Source organism: Agathobaculum massiliense, assembly GCF_900291975.1.
In the GTDB taxonomy this organism is placed as follows: Bacteria; Bacillota; Clostridia; order Oscillospirales; family Butyricicoccaceae; genus Agathobaculum; species Agathobaculum ammoniilyticum.
On sequence record NZ_OMPN01000001.1, the window covers coordinates 1196706 to 1212011 of the forward strand.

Consider the following 15306-nt stretch of genomic DNA (forward strand, 5'->3'; position numbering starts at 1 on the left):
CTTACTCCTTAGTCTCGAACTTGTATCCCACGCCCCAGACCGTTTTCAGCTCCCATTTATCCGAAACGCCCTCCAGCTTTTCGCGCAGGCGCTTGACATGTACATCCACCGTGCGGGTATCGCCGAAGTAATCGAAGCCCCACACATCGTCAAGCAGCTGCGCACGCGTAAACACGCGGTTGGGGCTGGACGCGAGGTAGTACAGCAGCTCGATCTCCTTGGGCGGCGCGTCCACACGCTTGCCGCGGATGACCAGGTCATAGGCCTGCTTGTCGATCACCAGGTTGTCGAAAGACAGCTTCTCCGGCGCGTCATCCGGCGCCATGCGGCGGAACACCGCGCGCACGCGCGCGATGACCTCGGGCATTTCAAGCGGCTTTACGATATAGTCGTCCGCCCCCATCTCCAGACCGGAAACGCGGTCCGCGGTCTCGCCCTTCGCGGTCAGCATGATGATCGGCACATCGCTTTCCGCGCGGATCTCCTTGCAGACGGCCCAGCCGTCCATCACAGGCATCATCACGTCGAGCAGCAGCATGTCCGGCTTTTCGGACTTCCACTTTTTGATCCCCTCAACGCCGTTTTCCGCTTCTATCACGGTATAGCCCTCCCGCTCCAGATAAAGACGGAGCAGCTCGCGGATATTCGCTTCATCTTCAACAATCAATATCTTTTTGGGCATTGTTCTCCCCTGCTTTCCGATAGTATGCTTCCATTATACTGCTTTCCATTCGAAAAAGCATTAACAATCTGTAAAAGACTGCGCGGACCCTCCGCCGCCGGATTGCGCCGGCGCCGCGGGCATGCTATACTGGACACAACCCCAAAGCAGAGGAGCCACCCCCATGTCACATCTCATCCCCATGCACATCATCGCGCGCATCCGCAGCGACTTCCCCACCAAGTTCGGCATCCCGCGCCAGAGCGGGCTGGCGGACACGCCGGCCCGCATCGTATTCGAGCCCCCCTACCGCAACGCCGACGCGCTGCGCGGGATCGACGGTTTTTCCCACCTGTGGCTGATCTGGCAGTTTTCCGAAGCCATGCGGGAGGGCTGGTCGCCTACCGTGCGCCCGCCCAAGCTCGGTGGCAACCGGCGCGTCGGCGTATTCGCGACGCGCTCGCCGTTCCGGCCGAACGCCATCGGCCTTTCCTCGGTTCGGCTGGAGCGCGTCGAGCCGTGGACGCCGGACGGGCCGGTACTCCATGTGTCGGGCGCCGACCTGATGGACGGCACGCCCCTGTTGGATATCAAGCCCTACCTCGCCTACACGGACGCGCATCCTGAGGCTTCGAGCGGCTTCGCCTTGCCCACGGACGCCGTGCAGGTTTCCTGCCCGCCCCGCCTGCTCGACAGCCTGCCCGCCGGCCGGCGGCAGTCCCTGCTTGCGGTGCTCGCGCAGGACCCGCGCCCCGGCTATCAGGACGAACCTGGCCGCGTCTACGGGTTCCCGTTCGCCGGCTTCGAGGTGCACTTCACCGTGGAGGGCGGCGTGCTGACCGTGCTTTCCATCACACCCACTTAAAAAACCGCTCAGGGAATCCCCCTGAGCGGTTTTGCGTTATTCTTTCCGCCGCGCGGATCAAAGATTGGTCGGGGTGATCGCTTCGTAGTCCGCGAGCGTGCCGCCGTTCATGAAGCAGTCGATGATCTGCTTGCCGCGCGGATCGAGATCCGGCGTATCAAACTTGGCAACCTCCTTGCGGAAGAAGTCGGTCAGGATCTTCGCGCCGGCATCGTAGCCATCCTCGCCCACACGGTCCTGGGTATCGACGCGCAGGTACTTGGAGCGGATGCGCTGGCCGTCGATGGTCATATCCTTCATCGCGTAGCCAAGCAGCGGGCAACGCGCCGGCTCGAGATGCTCGCGGCGGATCTTCGCGCCGCCGTGGCGCGCCAGGTACTCGCGGCTGATCCACTCGGCCGCGAAGCCGACCTTGTACACGCCGATATGCTGGTTCGGGATCAGCACATAGCGGGTGTTCGGGCTCTTGAGGATCTGGTCGAGCAGCAGATTGGCCTGCTTGACGCGCAGACCGGTGGCAAACGGCCAGTAGGAGCCGACGCCCTCGCTCTTCAGCTCGTTGCCGGTCACAATGGACGGGTTGTTGAAGCCGCGCGGCGCGACCAGGCGCCACAGCCAGGCGAGTGCGGGCGGGATGATATGCATCATGCCCATGATGCCGTAGTTCGGGTTCTCGCGGGTGGAGGGGGGCATGCGCACACCGAACGAGCGCACGTCAACCTCTACCGGCTCCTTGACGATATGAGGGATATCCCAGCGCGGCACGATCGCGCGCGGGTTGGAGCAGGGCTTGCCGTTGGAATCGAGCGTATGCTCCCATATCAGCAGGGTCGCGCCCGCGTGGCCCTCCATGTTGAAGAAGCAGAGCGGCTCCTTCGGCTCGGTGCAGATGCGCTCGTATACCGGATCGCAGCCGTAATGGGTCACGCCGTCCATGCGGAGGAACCAGCCGTCCTCGCCGTCCACCAGGACGAGCTTGCCGGAGTTGTTCTGGACCGCCGGATAGCAGGTCGCCATATCGTCGCACACCGGCTCGATGGCACAGGTCTGTCCCATGTTGAGGTAGGTTTCCTCGCCGGTCACAGTGTTCTTGGAAAGCAGCACACGGTTGTCCGGCTCGCGGGCAATGTCCTGCAGCATCTCGCTCTTGCCGCCGCCGGACGCGCCCTCGTGCATAATAACCATTTCGTTCTCATACGGCGTAACCAGACGGCCGCAGGAGGTGTGGCAGGTAGTCCAGCCCTCCTGCTCGCCGATATCGAGCAGCACGGAGTACACGCCCTTTTTCGCGGACGGGCCGGGATACAGGTTGTAGGAGAACACCTCGTGGCAGTCGTCCAGACGGTTGTGTACAACGACCTGCTTGCCCTCGAAGTGGGTGTGGCGGAACGGGGGCGCGACGTAAACGATCGCGCGCGGCTTATAGCCCTCGGTCTCCTCAGCGTTAACAAAGCCCTGCAGATGTGCCAACGCGAACGCGAAGAACGCGCACGGCTTGGGGCAGACCAGCATGGAGCCGTAGCCGTAGATATTGCCGCCCGAGTTAAACGGCATGAGGATAAGCTCCTGCGTCTTGAACCACTCCATGGTTTCTTTCCGCAGGTCGCTGAAGGGATAGCCGTAAACGTCGGCGAAACGCTTTTTATCGGTCGGCTTATCGTCGGCGATGCGCATGCAGTCCGGCTCGCGGCGGCGCATGTAGTCCTCCACAAAGTTGACCGAAGCGCCGTTCTTGCAGCGGGTCACGTCCGCTTCCTTCACCGGACCCTTGCCCGGAACGTCGAACACAACGTCATATACATCGGCTTTGTCCGGACCGAACACCATGTCGTACAGCTCCGCCTTGCTGGTTGGCACGGATACGCCCTTACAGTTTTCGATGACATCGGTCAGTTCGTCTGTAAAAGTAAATTTTTTCAGCAACTGGTTCATCTGTTCTTTTCCTCCTTTCACACCGTTTTCCGGCGGTTTCCCACGCGCTCGATCGGTGTGCCATACACGGCTTCGACAATTTTTTCACATAATTTGCCAAGGCCTATTGTAGTTCATTTATAGCATACATCAAAACCTGGGGCGCCGTCAATAAATTTTCGAATTTTTGCAAGCTTTCTCTCAAGTTCTTGCACTATGTACAAATTCAGCGTTCCATTTTCGTGTGTTTCCCTCATATGGACACCTGTATTCCGTGCATTATCCCCCAAAATGCACACTGATTTTTACGACCTCGCTTGCCGTACCGACCCGCATATCCGGTCCCCACACCCCTAAACCGGACGTGACAATCGAAAACATGTCCTTTATTTGCACCATTCCGCAGGGATTTTCCCACAAAAAACCCATGATCAGGTTGCTGGGAAACACCTGTCCGTCATGCGTATGTCCGGACAAATCCAGATCAAAGCCCGCCTCGGCCAGCGCCTCCAGCTCCTTCGGCTGATGGTCGATCACGAAAGCGGGCTTTTCTGGTTCGAGCAGGCCAGCCCATTCTGCAGGACTGAGCCGTTCATCCCCCAATTTCCTGTCCCGCGAAGGGTCCTTGCGGCCGACGAGCTGGACGCCGTTTTTTAATGTAACTTTTTCATCTTCCAGCAGATTTATCCCCGCGCGTCGCAGGAAACCGGCCATTTGGGGGTCGTTTTTCTCCTCATCCTCGGTGTCCCAGGTAAAGCCCGCCAGGATCGGCTCAGACAGGTCGTGGTTGCCCCAGCATGCATAAGCGCCGTATGTGCTATGCATGGAAGCCAGCGCCGCCGCGATGCGGTCAGGCTCCGGCACGGCTTCGTATTCATTGTCAAAGATATCCCCCGCGACCACGATCAGGTCGGGCTGCATATCGTTCACCGCCTGCGCTGCCCGCTCGATATAGGCAGGGTCGGTGCTGTAGCCGAGATGCAGGTCGGCCAGCAGCGCGACGGTCATGTCTTCCCCCGCGCCCTCCAGCGTGACCGCATACTCCGTCACGCGCAGCGTACGGGCGTTGGCCATGCCGTACAGGCACACCGCGCACACCAGCGCCAGGGCGGCGCCGCCCTGCACCTGCCGCACGCGCTGCATTTGCGCGAAGTCCCTGCGCTGGATGCGGCGCAGGCAGGCCAGGAGCGCCTCCACCGCCAGCACGGCAAGGAGGAGGTACAGCATCCAGCCCAGCCAGTAATTGCTTACCTGCTTGAGCAGCCGCCGCAGCGCGGGCGGGGACTGCACCAGAAAGCCAGTCAGCGGGGTCAAGGCGGCAAAGCTGTAAACGGCCAGGAACAACACGCGGAACGCCCGCGTGCCGAACACCCGATGGCACGCACCCGTCCATCGCAGCACCCAGCGCGCCAAAAATACATTGACGAAACTATAAAAAGGTGCGAGAATAAAGGCAAGCATTGTCAAAACTCCATCATAATTTGTCAAATTCACAAAAAACAAAAAGGGAAAGCAATTTTTATGTGGCAACGAAAAGAACTCAAGCGGCGCGGTAAGCGGCAGTTTTTGCGGAACTGGGCCGCTACGGTCGCAGTATGCTTTATCCTCGCCTTCACGGGCGCGGAATTTGCGGGGTCGGCGGATTTCATCGGCCAGTTTGACCCATCCGCCATGCTGCCGGACGACCAGGTCGCGATCCAGGCGGCCAGCCTGTCCAACTGGGAGCTGCTGCTCGAATGGCTGCGCATCGACCCGATGGACGGCACGCACCCCATGTGGGCCGCGGCTGACCAGAGCCTCGCGCCGGCCTTTGATACACTTACCGCGCCGTTCTCCGCGTTTTTTGCGCTGCTCGAGCGCTCGCGGTTCGCAGGCTGGCTGGATATCGCGCTGGCCGCGCTTGGCATCGCAGGCGGGCTGTGGTTCTCCATCTGGGTACTGAGCGCAGTCAGCGTGGGCGCGCGGCGCTTCCTGCTGGAAAGCCGCGTGCGCGACAATATCAGCATCGCTGCGATGTTCACGCCTTTCCAGCACGGCTGCTGGCGGAACGTGGCAAAGGGCATGTTCCTGCGCTCGCTGTTCCTGCTGCTGTGGGCGTGTACCATCGTCGGCTTTCCGGTCAAGCTGTACTCCTACCGCATGGTGCCGTATATCCTGGCGGAAAACCCGCAGGCCAGGCCCGCCGAGACGCTCCGTCTGTCCCGCCAGATGATGCGGGGCAATAAATGGCGCTGCTTCGTGCTTGACCTGACGTTCTACCTGCACTGGACCTTTTTACCTCTGCTGGCCTCCACCGTGCTCGGAACGGCCATCGGCCTGGCGACCGGCGATGTCGCGCTGTGCCAGTCGCTCGCGGCGGCAGCGGCCGGACTGCTGTCCCTGCTGTTCGTCAACGGCTACCGCTCCGCCACCGACGCAGGCCTGTACGCCGCACTTCGGCAGGCGCAGCTTGACGCGGGCACGCCACTTTCCGCCCTGTTTGTGGTCCCCGCTTTCGGCGAGACGGCGCCGGCGGGCGAAAAGCCCCGCCTGCCCGACGCGGACGTGCGCCTACCGGAGGATCCGGTGTTCCACTACGCCCAGCGTCACAAGCTGGACTATAACCGGCATTACGGCCTGCGCACGCTTATCCTGCTGTTCTTCACTTTCGCGTTCATCGGCTGGGTCTGGGAGGTCGCGCTGCACATCGTCACCAAGGGCATGTTCGTCAACCGCGGCACGATGCTCGGCCCTTGGCTACCCATCTACGGCGCGGGCGGCGCGCTCGTGCTCCTGCTGCTGAAAAAGCTGTTCATCCGTCCGGTGGCGACCTTCCTGGTCTCCATGGTGCTTTGCTCGGTCATCGAGTATTTCTCCAGTTGGTATCTGGAGGTCACCAAGGGCATCCGCTGGTGGGATTACAGCGGCTACTTCATGAACCTGAATGGCCGTATCTGCCTGGAGGGCGCGGTGATCTTCGGCCTGGGCTGCTGCGCGGTCGTATATTTCGCCGGTCCGTTGCTCGGCGGGCTGCTCGACCGGCTCTCCCCTGCCCGGCAGAACACGCTGTGCGCCGTGCTGCTTACGCTGTTCGTGGCCGACCTGGCGTACTCGCACTTCCACCCGAACGCGGGCGAGGGCATCACGGACTATAACGACTGGCAGCAGGACGCCGCCAGGGACGCCCTGCTGCCCGAAGCTGCAAACGATTCTGTAACCGCCATCCTGTCCGAATAGCCCTTAGCGGACGGCCCACCGTTCCCATACGCGGGCGACGGACGCGCATCTGCCGTCCCGTCCGATCGTAAAGACCGCTCCCGAAAGCGCACAGTCGCCGGGGGCGGTTTTGAAATATTCAGTCAGGTCGCCGCGGAACATGGCGACCGACTGCTCCACGCACACCCCCAGCACGGACACGACCGGACCGGTCATGCCGATATCCGTGATATAGCCCGCGCCCTTGGGGTTGACGCGGTTGTCCGCGGTCTGCACATGGGTGTGCGTCCCCCAGACCGCGGCCGCGCGCCCATCCAGATAATAGCCCATGGCGAGCTTTTCGCTGGTGGCGTTTGCATGGATCTCGGCGAGCGCGATATCGTACTGTCCCGCCGCCTCGCGCAGGATTTTATCCGCGCACAGGAACGGGTTGTCCGGCCCGTAGTGCATATCGCAGCGGCCGATCAGGTTCATCACGAGCAGGCGCAAGCCCCGCGGCCCGTCGAAAACGCCCCAGCCTCGCCCCGGGCTCTGCGGGGCGAGGTTGGCCGGACGCAGCACGTCCGGATGCTCATCCAGATAGGGCGCGATCTGTTGCTTGGAAAACGCATGGTTGCCCAGCGTGATGATATCCGCGCCCGCGGAAAAAATATCGTCCGCCTGCTTTGGCATGATGCCGCGCCCTGCGGCGTTTTCACCGTTGACAATGACAAAATCCGCCCCGTGTTCCCGTTTGACGCGGCGCAGCAGGCCGTGCAGGGTATCGATCCCCGCCTCGCCGACCACGTCGCCAACCGCCAATACTTTCATTGCTTCACCTCTTGTTTGTTTTTCGCAGCTGCGCCACAATATCATACAGAGAAATGTCCCAGCAGCGGCTCCCTCCGGTTGTTTCCGTCTCCTCCTGCGAGCATTCCGCTTGGATGCGAATTGCTTTGAGCTTTTCTCCGAATGTCATCACCTCGCGTCCGGCATACCAGCCGGACGCTTTTGTCCACTACGGTGCGTTGCACCGGTATTTTACCCCATCGCCGGCTCATAGATCAGCTCTGCGGCACCGCCCACCTGCCGCACGGAAACCAGACGCAGGCGCTGCGCCCGCCCCTCGGGAAACAGCCGGATGCCACCGCCCAGCAGGACGGGCAGCACGGTCAGGTGCCAGCGGTCGACCTCGCCCGCGTCCGATGCCGCCGCGATCAGCGCCGCGCCGCCGCACAGCCAGATCCCCCTGCCAGCCTTTTGCTTTTCCGCATGCAGCCAGGCCGCCAGCCCGCCCTCAATACGGCGCGCGTGAGGCAGCGGGCCGTTTTGCTGCGTCCAGACCCAGCAATCCAGCCCCTCGTACGGCCACGCGCCGGGCGAGAGTTCTTCCGCGACCTGGCGGTAGGTCCGCCCGCCCATCACGACCGTGTCCACGCTCTGCACAAACGCCTCGTAACCTCTGTCCTCCTGCTCGTCTGCAAACGCGCCCAGCCAGCCCACGCCGCCGTCTGCGTCCGCGATATATCCATCCAGGCTGACCGCCAGATAGGCAACCGCTTTCCGCATATACGCTCCTTTCTTAAAAAGGAGGCGGACAACCGACTGTCCGCCTCCCCCATTCTCATTTCAAGCCGCAGCCTGCGCGGCATTTTTAACAAAGGGCCGCCCCGCTGCTCAGTCGAAGAGCGTCGATACCGATACTTCCTCGTAAATACGCGCGATCGCCTCAGTAAACACTGGCGCCACGGACAGGACGTTAATCTTGTCCAGCTTTTTCTCGCTCGCCAGCGGGATGGTATCCAGGATCGCCAGCTCCTTGATCGGGCTGTCCTTGATGCGCTCGATCGCGGGGCCGGAGAGCACGCCGTGCGTGGCGCAGGCGTACACCTCGGTCGCGCCACCCTTTTCCACCAGCGCGTCCGCCGCATGGCACAGCGTGCCGGCGGTGTCGATCAGGTCGTCCACCAGGATACATTTCTTCCCCTCGACGTTGCCGATGATGTTCATGACCTCGGACACGTTCGCCTTGGGGCGGCGCTTGTCGATAATCGCAAGCGGCATGTCCAGCTTTTCGGTGAATTTCCGCGCGCGCGTGACCGAGCCGAGGTCGGGCGAGACGATAACCGTATCGTCCGTGCCGACGCCGAACTTGCCCGCGATATACGGGATGAGTACGGAGGAGCCGAGCATATTGTCCACCGGTATGTCGAAAAAGCCCTGGATCTGCGCCGCATGCAGGTCCATGGTCAGCACGCGGTCCGCACCCGCGGCCGTGATCAGGTTGGCCACCAGCTTGGCGGAGATCGGGTCGCGTGCCTTGCTCTTACGGTCCTGCCGCGCATAGCCGAAATACGGGATGACCGCCGTGATGCGGCCCGCGGACGCGCGCTTGCAGGAATCGATCATGATGAGCAGCTCCATCAGGTTGTTGTTCACCGGACCGCAGGTGGACTGCACCAGGAACACATCCGAGCCGCGCACCGATTCCATAATGGACACCGAAATCTCCCCATCCGCAAAGGTGGAGATCAGGGATTTGCCGATCGGCAGGCCGAGCGCCGACGCGATCTGCATGGCGAGCGCCGGATGCGAGTTGCCGGACAGGATTTTAATGTTTTTTCCGTGAGAAATCATTCGATTTGCCCCTCCGTCATATTTTTTATGTCTGTTTTATTGGTCCTTTTCTTTTTCGTGCGCCGCGCGGCGGCGGTCGTTCCATCCCTCGAGCGTAGTCTGCCGCGCGCGCGCGACCGCCAGCGCGCCATCCGGCACGTTTTTCGTCACCGTGGTGCCGGCCGCGGTGAACACGCGGTCGCCCAGCGTGACAGGCGAAACCAAGTTGGTATTGCAGCCGATAAAACAGTCGTCCCCGATCACGGTCTGGTTTTTGTGATATCCGTCGTAATTGACAACCACCGTGCCGCAGCCGAAGTTGACCCGCTCGCCGACGGTCGCGTCGCCGATATAGGTCAGGTGCGACACCTTGGTGCCGTTGCCGATGGAGGATTTTTTCAGCTCAACAAAATCCCCGATGCGGCAATGGTCGCCCACCACGCACTGCGGGCGGATATAGGCGAACGGGCCGACCGTGGCGTGCGCGCCGACCGTGGACTCGTACACCTGGGAATTGTTGACCGTGGTACCCGCGCCGATCTCCGCTTTTTCCAGAATGGAATTCGGTCCGATGACCGCACCCGCACCCACCTTGCAGCCCGAACGGATATGGCAGCCGGGCAGGATGGTGGCGCCCGGGGCGATCTCAGCGTCCGGCGCGATATAGGTGTTCGCGGGGTCGAAAATCTGCACGCCCTGTTCGATCAGGCCGAAGTTGACCTGATTGACCATGGCTCGGAACGCGATAAACGCCGAGCCCCCGTCGCGGATCTCAACAATCTCGTTTGTGACCGCAACGCCTTTCTGCGCGCCCGCGGCGACCGCCGCGGCGACCAGGCTGTCCAGCGAATCCGAACCCGCCGCCAGCGCCTTCTGCAGCACCTCATAGGCAAATACCGCCACAACGCAGCGCTCGTCGTGCGGGAGGGGCTGCCCCTCCGCGTCAAAGCCCTGCTGCTCGGCGGCCAGCACGCTCACGCCATAGCCGGCGGCCGTATGCGTCTGCACCAGATGGTACAGCGCATCCTGTTCAGTCAGGGCAAACGGCGCCGCGATCACCAGCACATGCCCGCATGCGGGCAGCGCTTTTAGCGCGGCAAAACGGCCGTCCTCCTGCGCCGCGACGCACACTGTCCCCGCAACCTGCGGCTCGCCTTCTCCCTGCACGAAAAAGCGCGCACCCACCGCGTCGGGCAGATAGGCGCTTACCGCATCCCCCGCCGTGCCGAACAGCACCGGACGGGCGTAGGCCGGAACGCCATCCTCGTCAAACAGACCGCCAACCAGGGCGGCGGAAATATCCATCATCCTGAAAATCCTTTCGTTCTGGGCGCAATCGCCCATTTTTCAGTTACACGAGTATTATACAACACTCCCGTGCAAATTGCATCGGTATTTTTGGAGAAAAATACGATTTCCCCCGTCCGTTTTTGCATCCCTATGCCCGATGCACGCCCATGCCGATGCCAAACCCTCGCACCGGGCGGACCAGCAGCGCGAACTCTTTTTCATCTGAAAAAACGACGCGCCCCAAGGAACACGCCGTTTATGCCTTATTCCCCCGCTTCCTCCGCGGGTATCTGGCGGAGGATCTCGATCGGGCCGCAGCCCGCGCACTTCGCACAGTCGTGCATGCACGCCATCGGATCGTCCGGATCCTCCTCACGGCCGATCTCCAGCAGGGTCGGGTCGCCCTGTTTTTCGCCCACCAGGAACTTGGCGACCGCTTCTTCCGCCGCTCCCTCGCAGCCCGGCACAAGCAGCACGCCGATCATCTCCAGCGCGTTGCGCAGCGCAAGGCCGAGCGCGCCGCAGATCAGCACGTCCACCTTTTCCATGCTCACCATTTTGATCAGGTCGGTCGTATTCCCGCCTTCCACCGCGGCAAGGCGCTTGCCTGTCGGGTTCCCGTCCTCCGCAGAAACAATCAGGAACGTGCGGCAATCACCCAGATTGCCCGCGATCCGCCCGTTTTCATATGCTACGCCGATGTTCATCGGATATCCTCCACCGCTTTCAGCGCGCCGGCCAGCTCGTCCGGCAGCTTAGCGTCCTCTATCCTGCCCGCGTCGACCGCTGCGGCGAGCTTCGGGTCGATAGGCAGCTTGGCCAGCACGGGCAGCCCGTACTCCGCCGCAACCGCGTCCACACGGCTCTCCCCAAACACCGGAATATGCTTGCCGCAGTCCGGACAGGCGAGATAGCTGTAATTCTCGACCACACCGATCAGCGGAATATTCATCATCTTTGCCATTTTGACCGCCTTGCCCACAATCATCGAAACCAGGTCCTGCGGCGAGGTGACGACCAGAATGCCGTCCACCGGCAGGGACTGGAACACGGTTAGCGGCACATCGCCCGTGCCGGGCGGCATATCGACGAACAGGAAATCCACGTCGTCCCAAATCACATCTGACCAGAACTGCTTGACCGTTTCCGCGATGATCGGCCCACGATAGATGACCGGATCATCCTCGTTCGGCAGCACCAGATTAATCGAGATCATCTGCACGCCGCCTTCGCTGCGCGCGGGCAGGATGCCCTCCTCGCAGCCCTCCAGTTTGTCATGCACACCGAACGTCTTGGGAATGGACGGCCCCGTAATGTCGGCGTCCAGAATTCCACAGGTATAGCCCCTGCGCGTCATGCCGACCGACAGCATCGAGGTCAGCAGGCTTTTGCCTACGCCGCCCTTGCCGGAAACGACGCCGATCACCTTTCTGACCGTTGCCGCGGGATTGGCCGCGACTTTGAGGCTCTTTTCGCCGCCGCAGCCCGCGGAGCAGGAATCGCAGTTATGCGAACAACCCATAGTTAACAACTCCTAACATATCTTTTCTTGCCTGATTTTTAGTATACCGCATCCCCGCGTCTTTCGCAAGGGCAATCGCAGCCGCATAGGATGATTTACGGAGGGAATCAACCATGAAACAAACCAATTCACAATATTTTGCCTCGGTCATCCAAAACCGGCTTCCGGACGCGGCCGCCGTGCTGCAGGCCGCGCCGGACGGGAGACGCATCGAAGGCACCGTTTCGTTTTACCAGACGCCGCAGGGCGTGCTGGTCACAGCCGCCGTACGCGGCCTGCCGGTCACGCGCATGGCCTGTGCGCAGCCCATTTTTGCGCTGCACATCCACGAGGGCTCGTCCTGCACCGGCAACGCTAGCGACCCGTTTGTCGGCGCGGGAACACACTACAATCCCGCCGGATGCCCGCACCCCTATCACGCGGGCGACCTGCCGCCGCTGTTTGCGGACCTGACCGGCTTCGCATGGATGGCTGTGCTGACCGACCGCTTCCGCGTGCCGGATATTCTCGGCCGGACCGTTATCGTACACAGCCAGTCGGACGATTTCACGACCCAGCCTTCCGGCAACGCTGGCGCTAAAATCGCGTGTGGTGTAATCACGCCGACCAGGCGTTAGCCCTGCAAATGGAAAGCGCCGCTGCCTCGTTGGGGGAAACGAGACAACGGCGCTTTGCCAGTTCACTACACAGATTCAAAAAAAGGGGGTAAAAGAGAAATAAAAAGATCGGTAGGCTGTCAGCTTCGGGATTGCGGCTTCCCTTGCTGACGTATTCAGTATACCGCGCTTTGCCGCGGAATGTGTGAATAGATTTTGAACAGGCTGTGAAAGATTTTTGGCCGTCCGTTCCAGCGCTTCCAGTAAACGGGAAACGCCCGGCCTCCATGGGGGAAATGGAAGCCGGGCGCAGCCGTTGCTCTCAAAAAGAGGATAAAAGAAAAGATGAAAGAAAGGGGAAATAGGTGTAATAAGAGGTTGTCTTCCAGGAACGTTCCAATTCCTTTCGACGGTTATAGTATACCGCAGCCCGCGCCCGAATATGTGAATAACTTTTGAACAGACTTTAAAAGGTTTTTTACAAAGCGCTTCCTCTGCGGAACGGGAAAAAGCCCCGGTTCCATGGGGGAAACGGAACCAGGGCTTTTTCGGTCATTTCACAAAATAAAGGGGGGTAAAAGAGAAATAAAAGATCGGTAGGCTGCTTGTCGATTCGGGATTGCGGCTTCCCTTATCGACATGCTTAGTATACCCCATTTCCCCCGCGAATATATGAACAGAATTTGAACGTCCTGTGAAAGAATTGTTTACATTTTCTTTTTCAGCAGGCGGATGTCGTCCCCAAAAAAGCGCAACGCCATAAATTCCCCCAGCAGGCGGGAGGCTACGGCGGGCGAATACTTCTCGCCCAGCGTTTCCGGCAGAAGGTTGGTGTTGACGATCATCGGCCGCTTAGCCATCAGGCGGTTATTGATCAGGTTGTACAGCGCGGAAACCGTGAACGCCGTCCCCATTTCGGTCCCCATGTCATCGATAATCAGCAGGTCCGCGCGCTCATATCGCGCCGCGCGCTCTGCGGCGGCCTCCCCGTCGCCGTTGCCGAATTTGATCGTTTCATAGGCCGCGACAATGTTGATCGCCGTGTCATACGCCACAGAAAAGCCGCGCGCGGACACGGCCTCCGCAATGCAGGTGGATAAAAACGTCTTGCCCAGGCCGGTCGAGCCGTACAGCAGCAGGTTGGGGGAATCCTTTCCGAACCGCGCCGCGTATGCCTTACATTCGTCCAGGTTATATTCCATATTTTCGCGCGGGGACAGGCCAAGCCGCGCATCCGGACGGGTGGAATAATACGCCATATTGAATTTTGCAAAATTCTGGTCCTGGATCGGCAGGATATCGGACAGCCGCTCTTTGAGGAGACGGGCGTACCGCTCCCGCACGCAGGCGCAGACCGCGCTGCCCGCGTAGCCCGTGTCCCCGCAGGCCGCGCACATCGGCTTGTCCGTCAGGTAATCAGCCGGCAGGCCGAGTTGTTGCAGCAGCGCAGCCCGTTCCTCCTGCAGGGCAAGGTTTCGGACGCGCAACTGTTCAATCGCGGCAGAGGGATCGCCGCCGGATTCGAGCGCGGCCCTGAGTACGGCCGCGGCGGTCGTACCCAGCTCGCGGTCGATCGCGCGGACGCGCGGCTCGCGGGCGTATATCTCGCGCCGACGCGCCTCTAGCTCGCCCGCACGGGCGGCGCGGTCGCGCTCCAGCTCGCGGCGGGCGGCGGCGAGGACCTTTTTATCATATGCCATAGATTATTCCTCCGTTTTGCGGCGGTGGCTGCGCACGCGCGCGGCCCAATCCTGCTCCCACGCGGCCAGTGTGGCGCTATCGGTCGGCTGGGCGGTGGTCTGGCCGACCACCGCGCGCGCTTCCGGTTCGAGCGCGGTGATCTCGCTGACCGTATGTACCCCGCCCGCGTCCCACTTGCGCAGGATGCCGAGCGTATAATCCAAACTCCTGCGGCCCTGGTGCCTGTCCGTGCGGCGCACGGCCAACTCGACCGCCTCCGGCGGGAAGCCGTGCGCCAGCGCGAACCGGCAGACGCGCTGCTCCTTGGGCGCGGGCTGCGCGGGGTCGGCGCCAAGCGCCCGATAGACCGCGTCGCTGAGCGGCTTTTCGTTCACCCTACGCGCCAGGTATTGCTGCGCGTCCGGCGCGGTCACGATCCCCATATCCGCCCACTGGTAAGCCTCGCGCTTGATATCGGCCAGGCGCACCGTGCCTTTCTCCTTTTTCAGATAGGACAGCAGTTCAATGATCGCCCCCGCGTCCAGCCCCAAATGATCGTATGCGGTCAACAGGCAGCGGAGCTGCCCCTCGGTCAGCGTCCGGCCGAGCGTGGCCTCCGCGCTCTCGCAGACGGCCGCGAAGCGGTGGTCGTCCATGCGCGCGCGGCGCAACTCGTCCGTCGTATACTGCGGCGCATCCGCAGGCTTGTCCGTCTCCGACACCTGCACCGGCGCGGTGAGCTGGTTCAAAGTGAACGCCGCGCGTTCATACCGCTCTCCGGATAGGTGCAGCACCCGCGCGGCCACTTTCGCGTCCGCCGCGCCTCCGTGCCGCAGAATATAAAGATAAAGGAGCGCCGCGTCTCCATCGCCGACCGCGATCAGCTTGTCCAGCATATCGCAGCGCGCGACGCGCAGCTCGCCCTCGGGGAGCAGTACAGAGGTGGGGGCCATGGCTCATTTCCTTTCCAGATCGGGATTGTCTTTTATTA

14 protein-coding genes are annotated in these 15306 nt (G+C 61.6%); 3 read left to right on the forward strand and 11 right to left on the reverse strand.

The annotated features are described in order from the left end of the window. Window position 1: 1 nt before the first annotated feature. Window positions 2–682, reverse strand: coding sequence for a response regulator transcription factor (locus DBQ51_RS06245; protein ID WP_054327475.1), 681 nt, complete (start codon window positions 680–682; stop codon window positions 2–4). 163 nt (window positions 683–845) lie between these two features. Here DBQ51_RS06245 and tsaA point away from each other — a divergent pair, with 163 nt between their 5' ends. Further along, window positions 846–1526, forward strand: coding sequence for a tRNA (N6-threonylcarbamoyladenosine(37)-N6)-methyltransferase TrmO (tsaA, locus tag DBQ51_RS06250; RefSeq protein WP_107631042.1), 681 nt, complete (start codon window positions 846–848; stop codon window positions 1524–1526). Between the two features lie 57 nt (window positions 1527–1583). Here the strand turns inward: tsaA and DBQ51_RS06255 are convergent, their stop codons facing one another. Further along, complete coding sequence (locus DBQ51_RS06255; protein WP_054327476.1) at window positions 1584–3458, reverse strand: DUF4914 family protein; 1875 nt, start codon at window positions 3456–3458, stop codon at window positions 1584–1586. 258 nt (window positions 3459–3716) lie between these two features. Beyond that, on the reverse strand, window positions 3717–4898 hold the full coding sequence (locus DBQ51_RS06260) for a metallophosphoesterase (protein WP_107632143.1): 1182 nt from the start codon (window positions 4896–4898) through the stop codon (window positions 3717–3719). Window positions 4899–4958: 60 nt separating this feature from the next. Here DBQ51_RS06260 and DBQ51_RS06265 point away from each other — a divergent pair, with 60 nt between their 5' ends. Continuing rightward, on the forward strand, window positions 4959–6653 hold the full coding sequence (locus tag DBQ51_RS06265) for a DUF975 family protein (protein WP_159068084.1): 1695 nt from the start codon (window positions 4959–4961) through the stop codon (window positions 6651–6653). Between the two features lie 3 nt (window positions 6654–6656). On the opposite strand, the gene DBQ51_RS06270 is transcribed toward DBQ51_RS06265, so the two are convergent. From DBQ51_RS06270 to DBQ51_RS06295, 6 genes are all read right to left on the reverse strand, one after another. Further along, window positions 6657–7442 carry a TIGR00282 family metallophosphoesterase gene (locus DBQ51_RS06270; RefSeq protein ID WP_107631044.1) on the reverse strand — a complete coding sequence of 262 codons (786 nt, stop codon included), beginning with the start codon at window positions 7440–7442 and terminating at the stop codon, window positions 6657–6659. A 210-nt stretch (window positions 7443–7652) separates the two neighbouring features. Then, window positions 7653–8180 (reverse strand): dihydrofolate reductase family protein, encoded by a 528-nt coding sequence (locus DBQ51_RS06275; RefSeq protein WP_054327481.1) that lies wholly within the window; start codon window positions 8178–8180, stop codon window positions 7653–7655. A gap of 108 nt (window positions 8181–8288) precedes the next feature. Continuing rightward, the gene (locus DBQ51_RS06280) at window positions 8289–9248 is read right to left on the reverse strand and encodes a ribose-phosphate diphosphokinase (protein ID WP_054327482.1); all 960 of its coding nucleotides are present in this window, start codon (window positions 9246–9248) and stop codon (window positions 8289–8291) included. A 36-nt stretch (window positions 9249–9284) separates the two neighbouring features. Beyond that, window positions 9285–10535, reverse strand: coding sequence for a DapH/DapD/GlmU-related protein (locus tag DBQ51_RS06285; RefSeq protein ID WP_147574187.1), 1251 nt, complete (start codon window positions 10533–10535; stop codon window positions 9285–9287). Between the two features lie 245 nt (window positions 10536–10780). After that, complete coding sequence (locus DBQ51_RS06290) at window positions 10781–11224, reverse strand: NifB/NifX family molybdenum-iron cluster-binding protein (protein ID WP_107631045.1); 444 nt, start codon at window positions 11222–11224, stop codon at window positions 10781–10783. Continuing rightward, complete coding sequence (locus DBQ51_RS06295; RefSeq protein WP_054327485.1) at window positions 11221–12039, reverse strand: P-loop NTPase; 819 nt, start codon at window positions 12037–12039, stop codon at window positions 11221–11223. Before DBQ51_RS06295 ends, DBQ51_RS06290 begins: the two co-directional genes overlap by 4 nt. Before the next feature lie 113 nt (window positions 12040–12152). Between DBQ51_RS06295 and DBQ51_RS06300 the strand changes: the two genes are divergently transcribed. Next, a complete protein-coding gene (locus DBQ51_RS06300) occupies window positions 12153–12656 on the forward strand; it encodes a superoxide dismutase family protein (protein WP_107631046.1) in 504 nt (167 codons plus the stop codon). 686 nt (window positions 12657–13342) lie between these two features. Here DBQ51_RS06300 and DBQ51_RS06305 read toward each other — a convergent pair. Next, complete coding sequence (locus tag DBQ51_RS06305) at window positions 13343–14335, reverse strand: ATP-binding protein (RefSeq protein WP_054327487.1); 993 nt, start codon at window positions 14333–14335, stop codon at window positions 13343–13345. Between the two features lie 3 nt (window positions 14336–14338). Further along, entirely contained in the window at window positions 14339–15268 is a 930-nt protein-coding gene (locus tag DBQ51_RS06310; protein ID WP_054327488.1) for a DnaD domain-containing protein, read from the reverse strand. Between the last annotated feature and the right edge of the window lie 38 nt (window positions 15269–15306).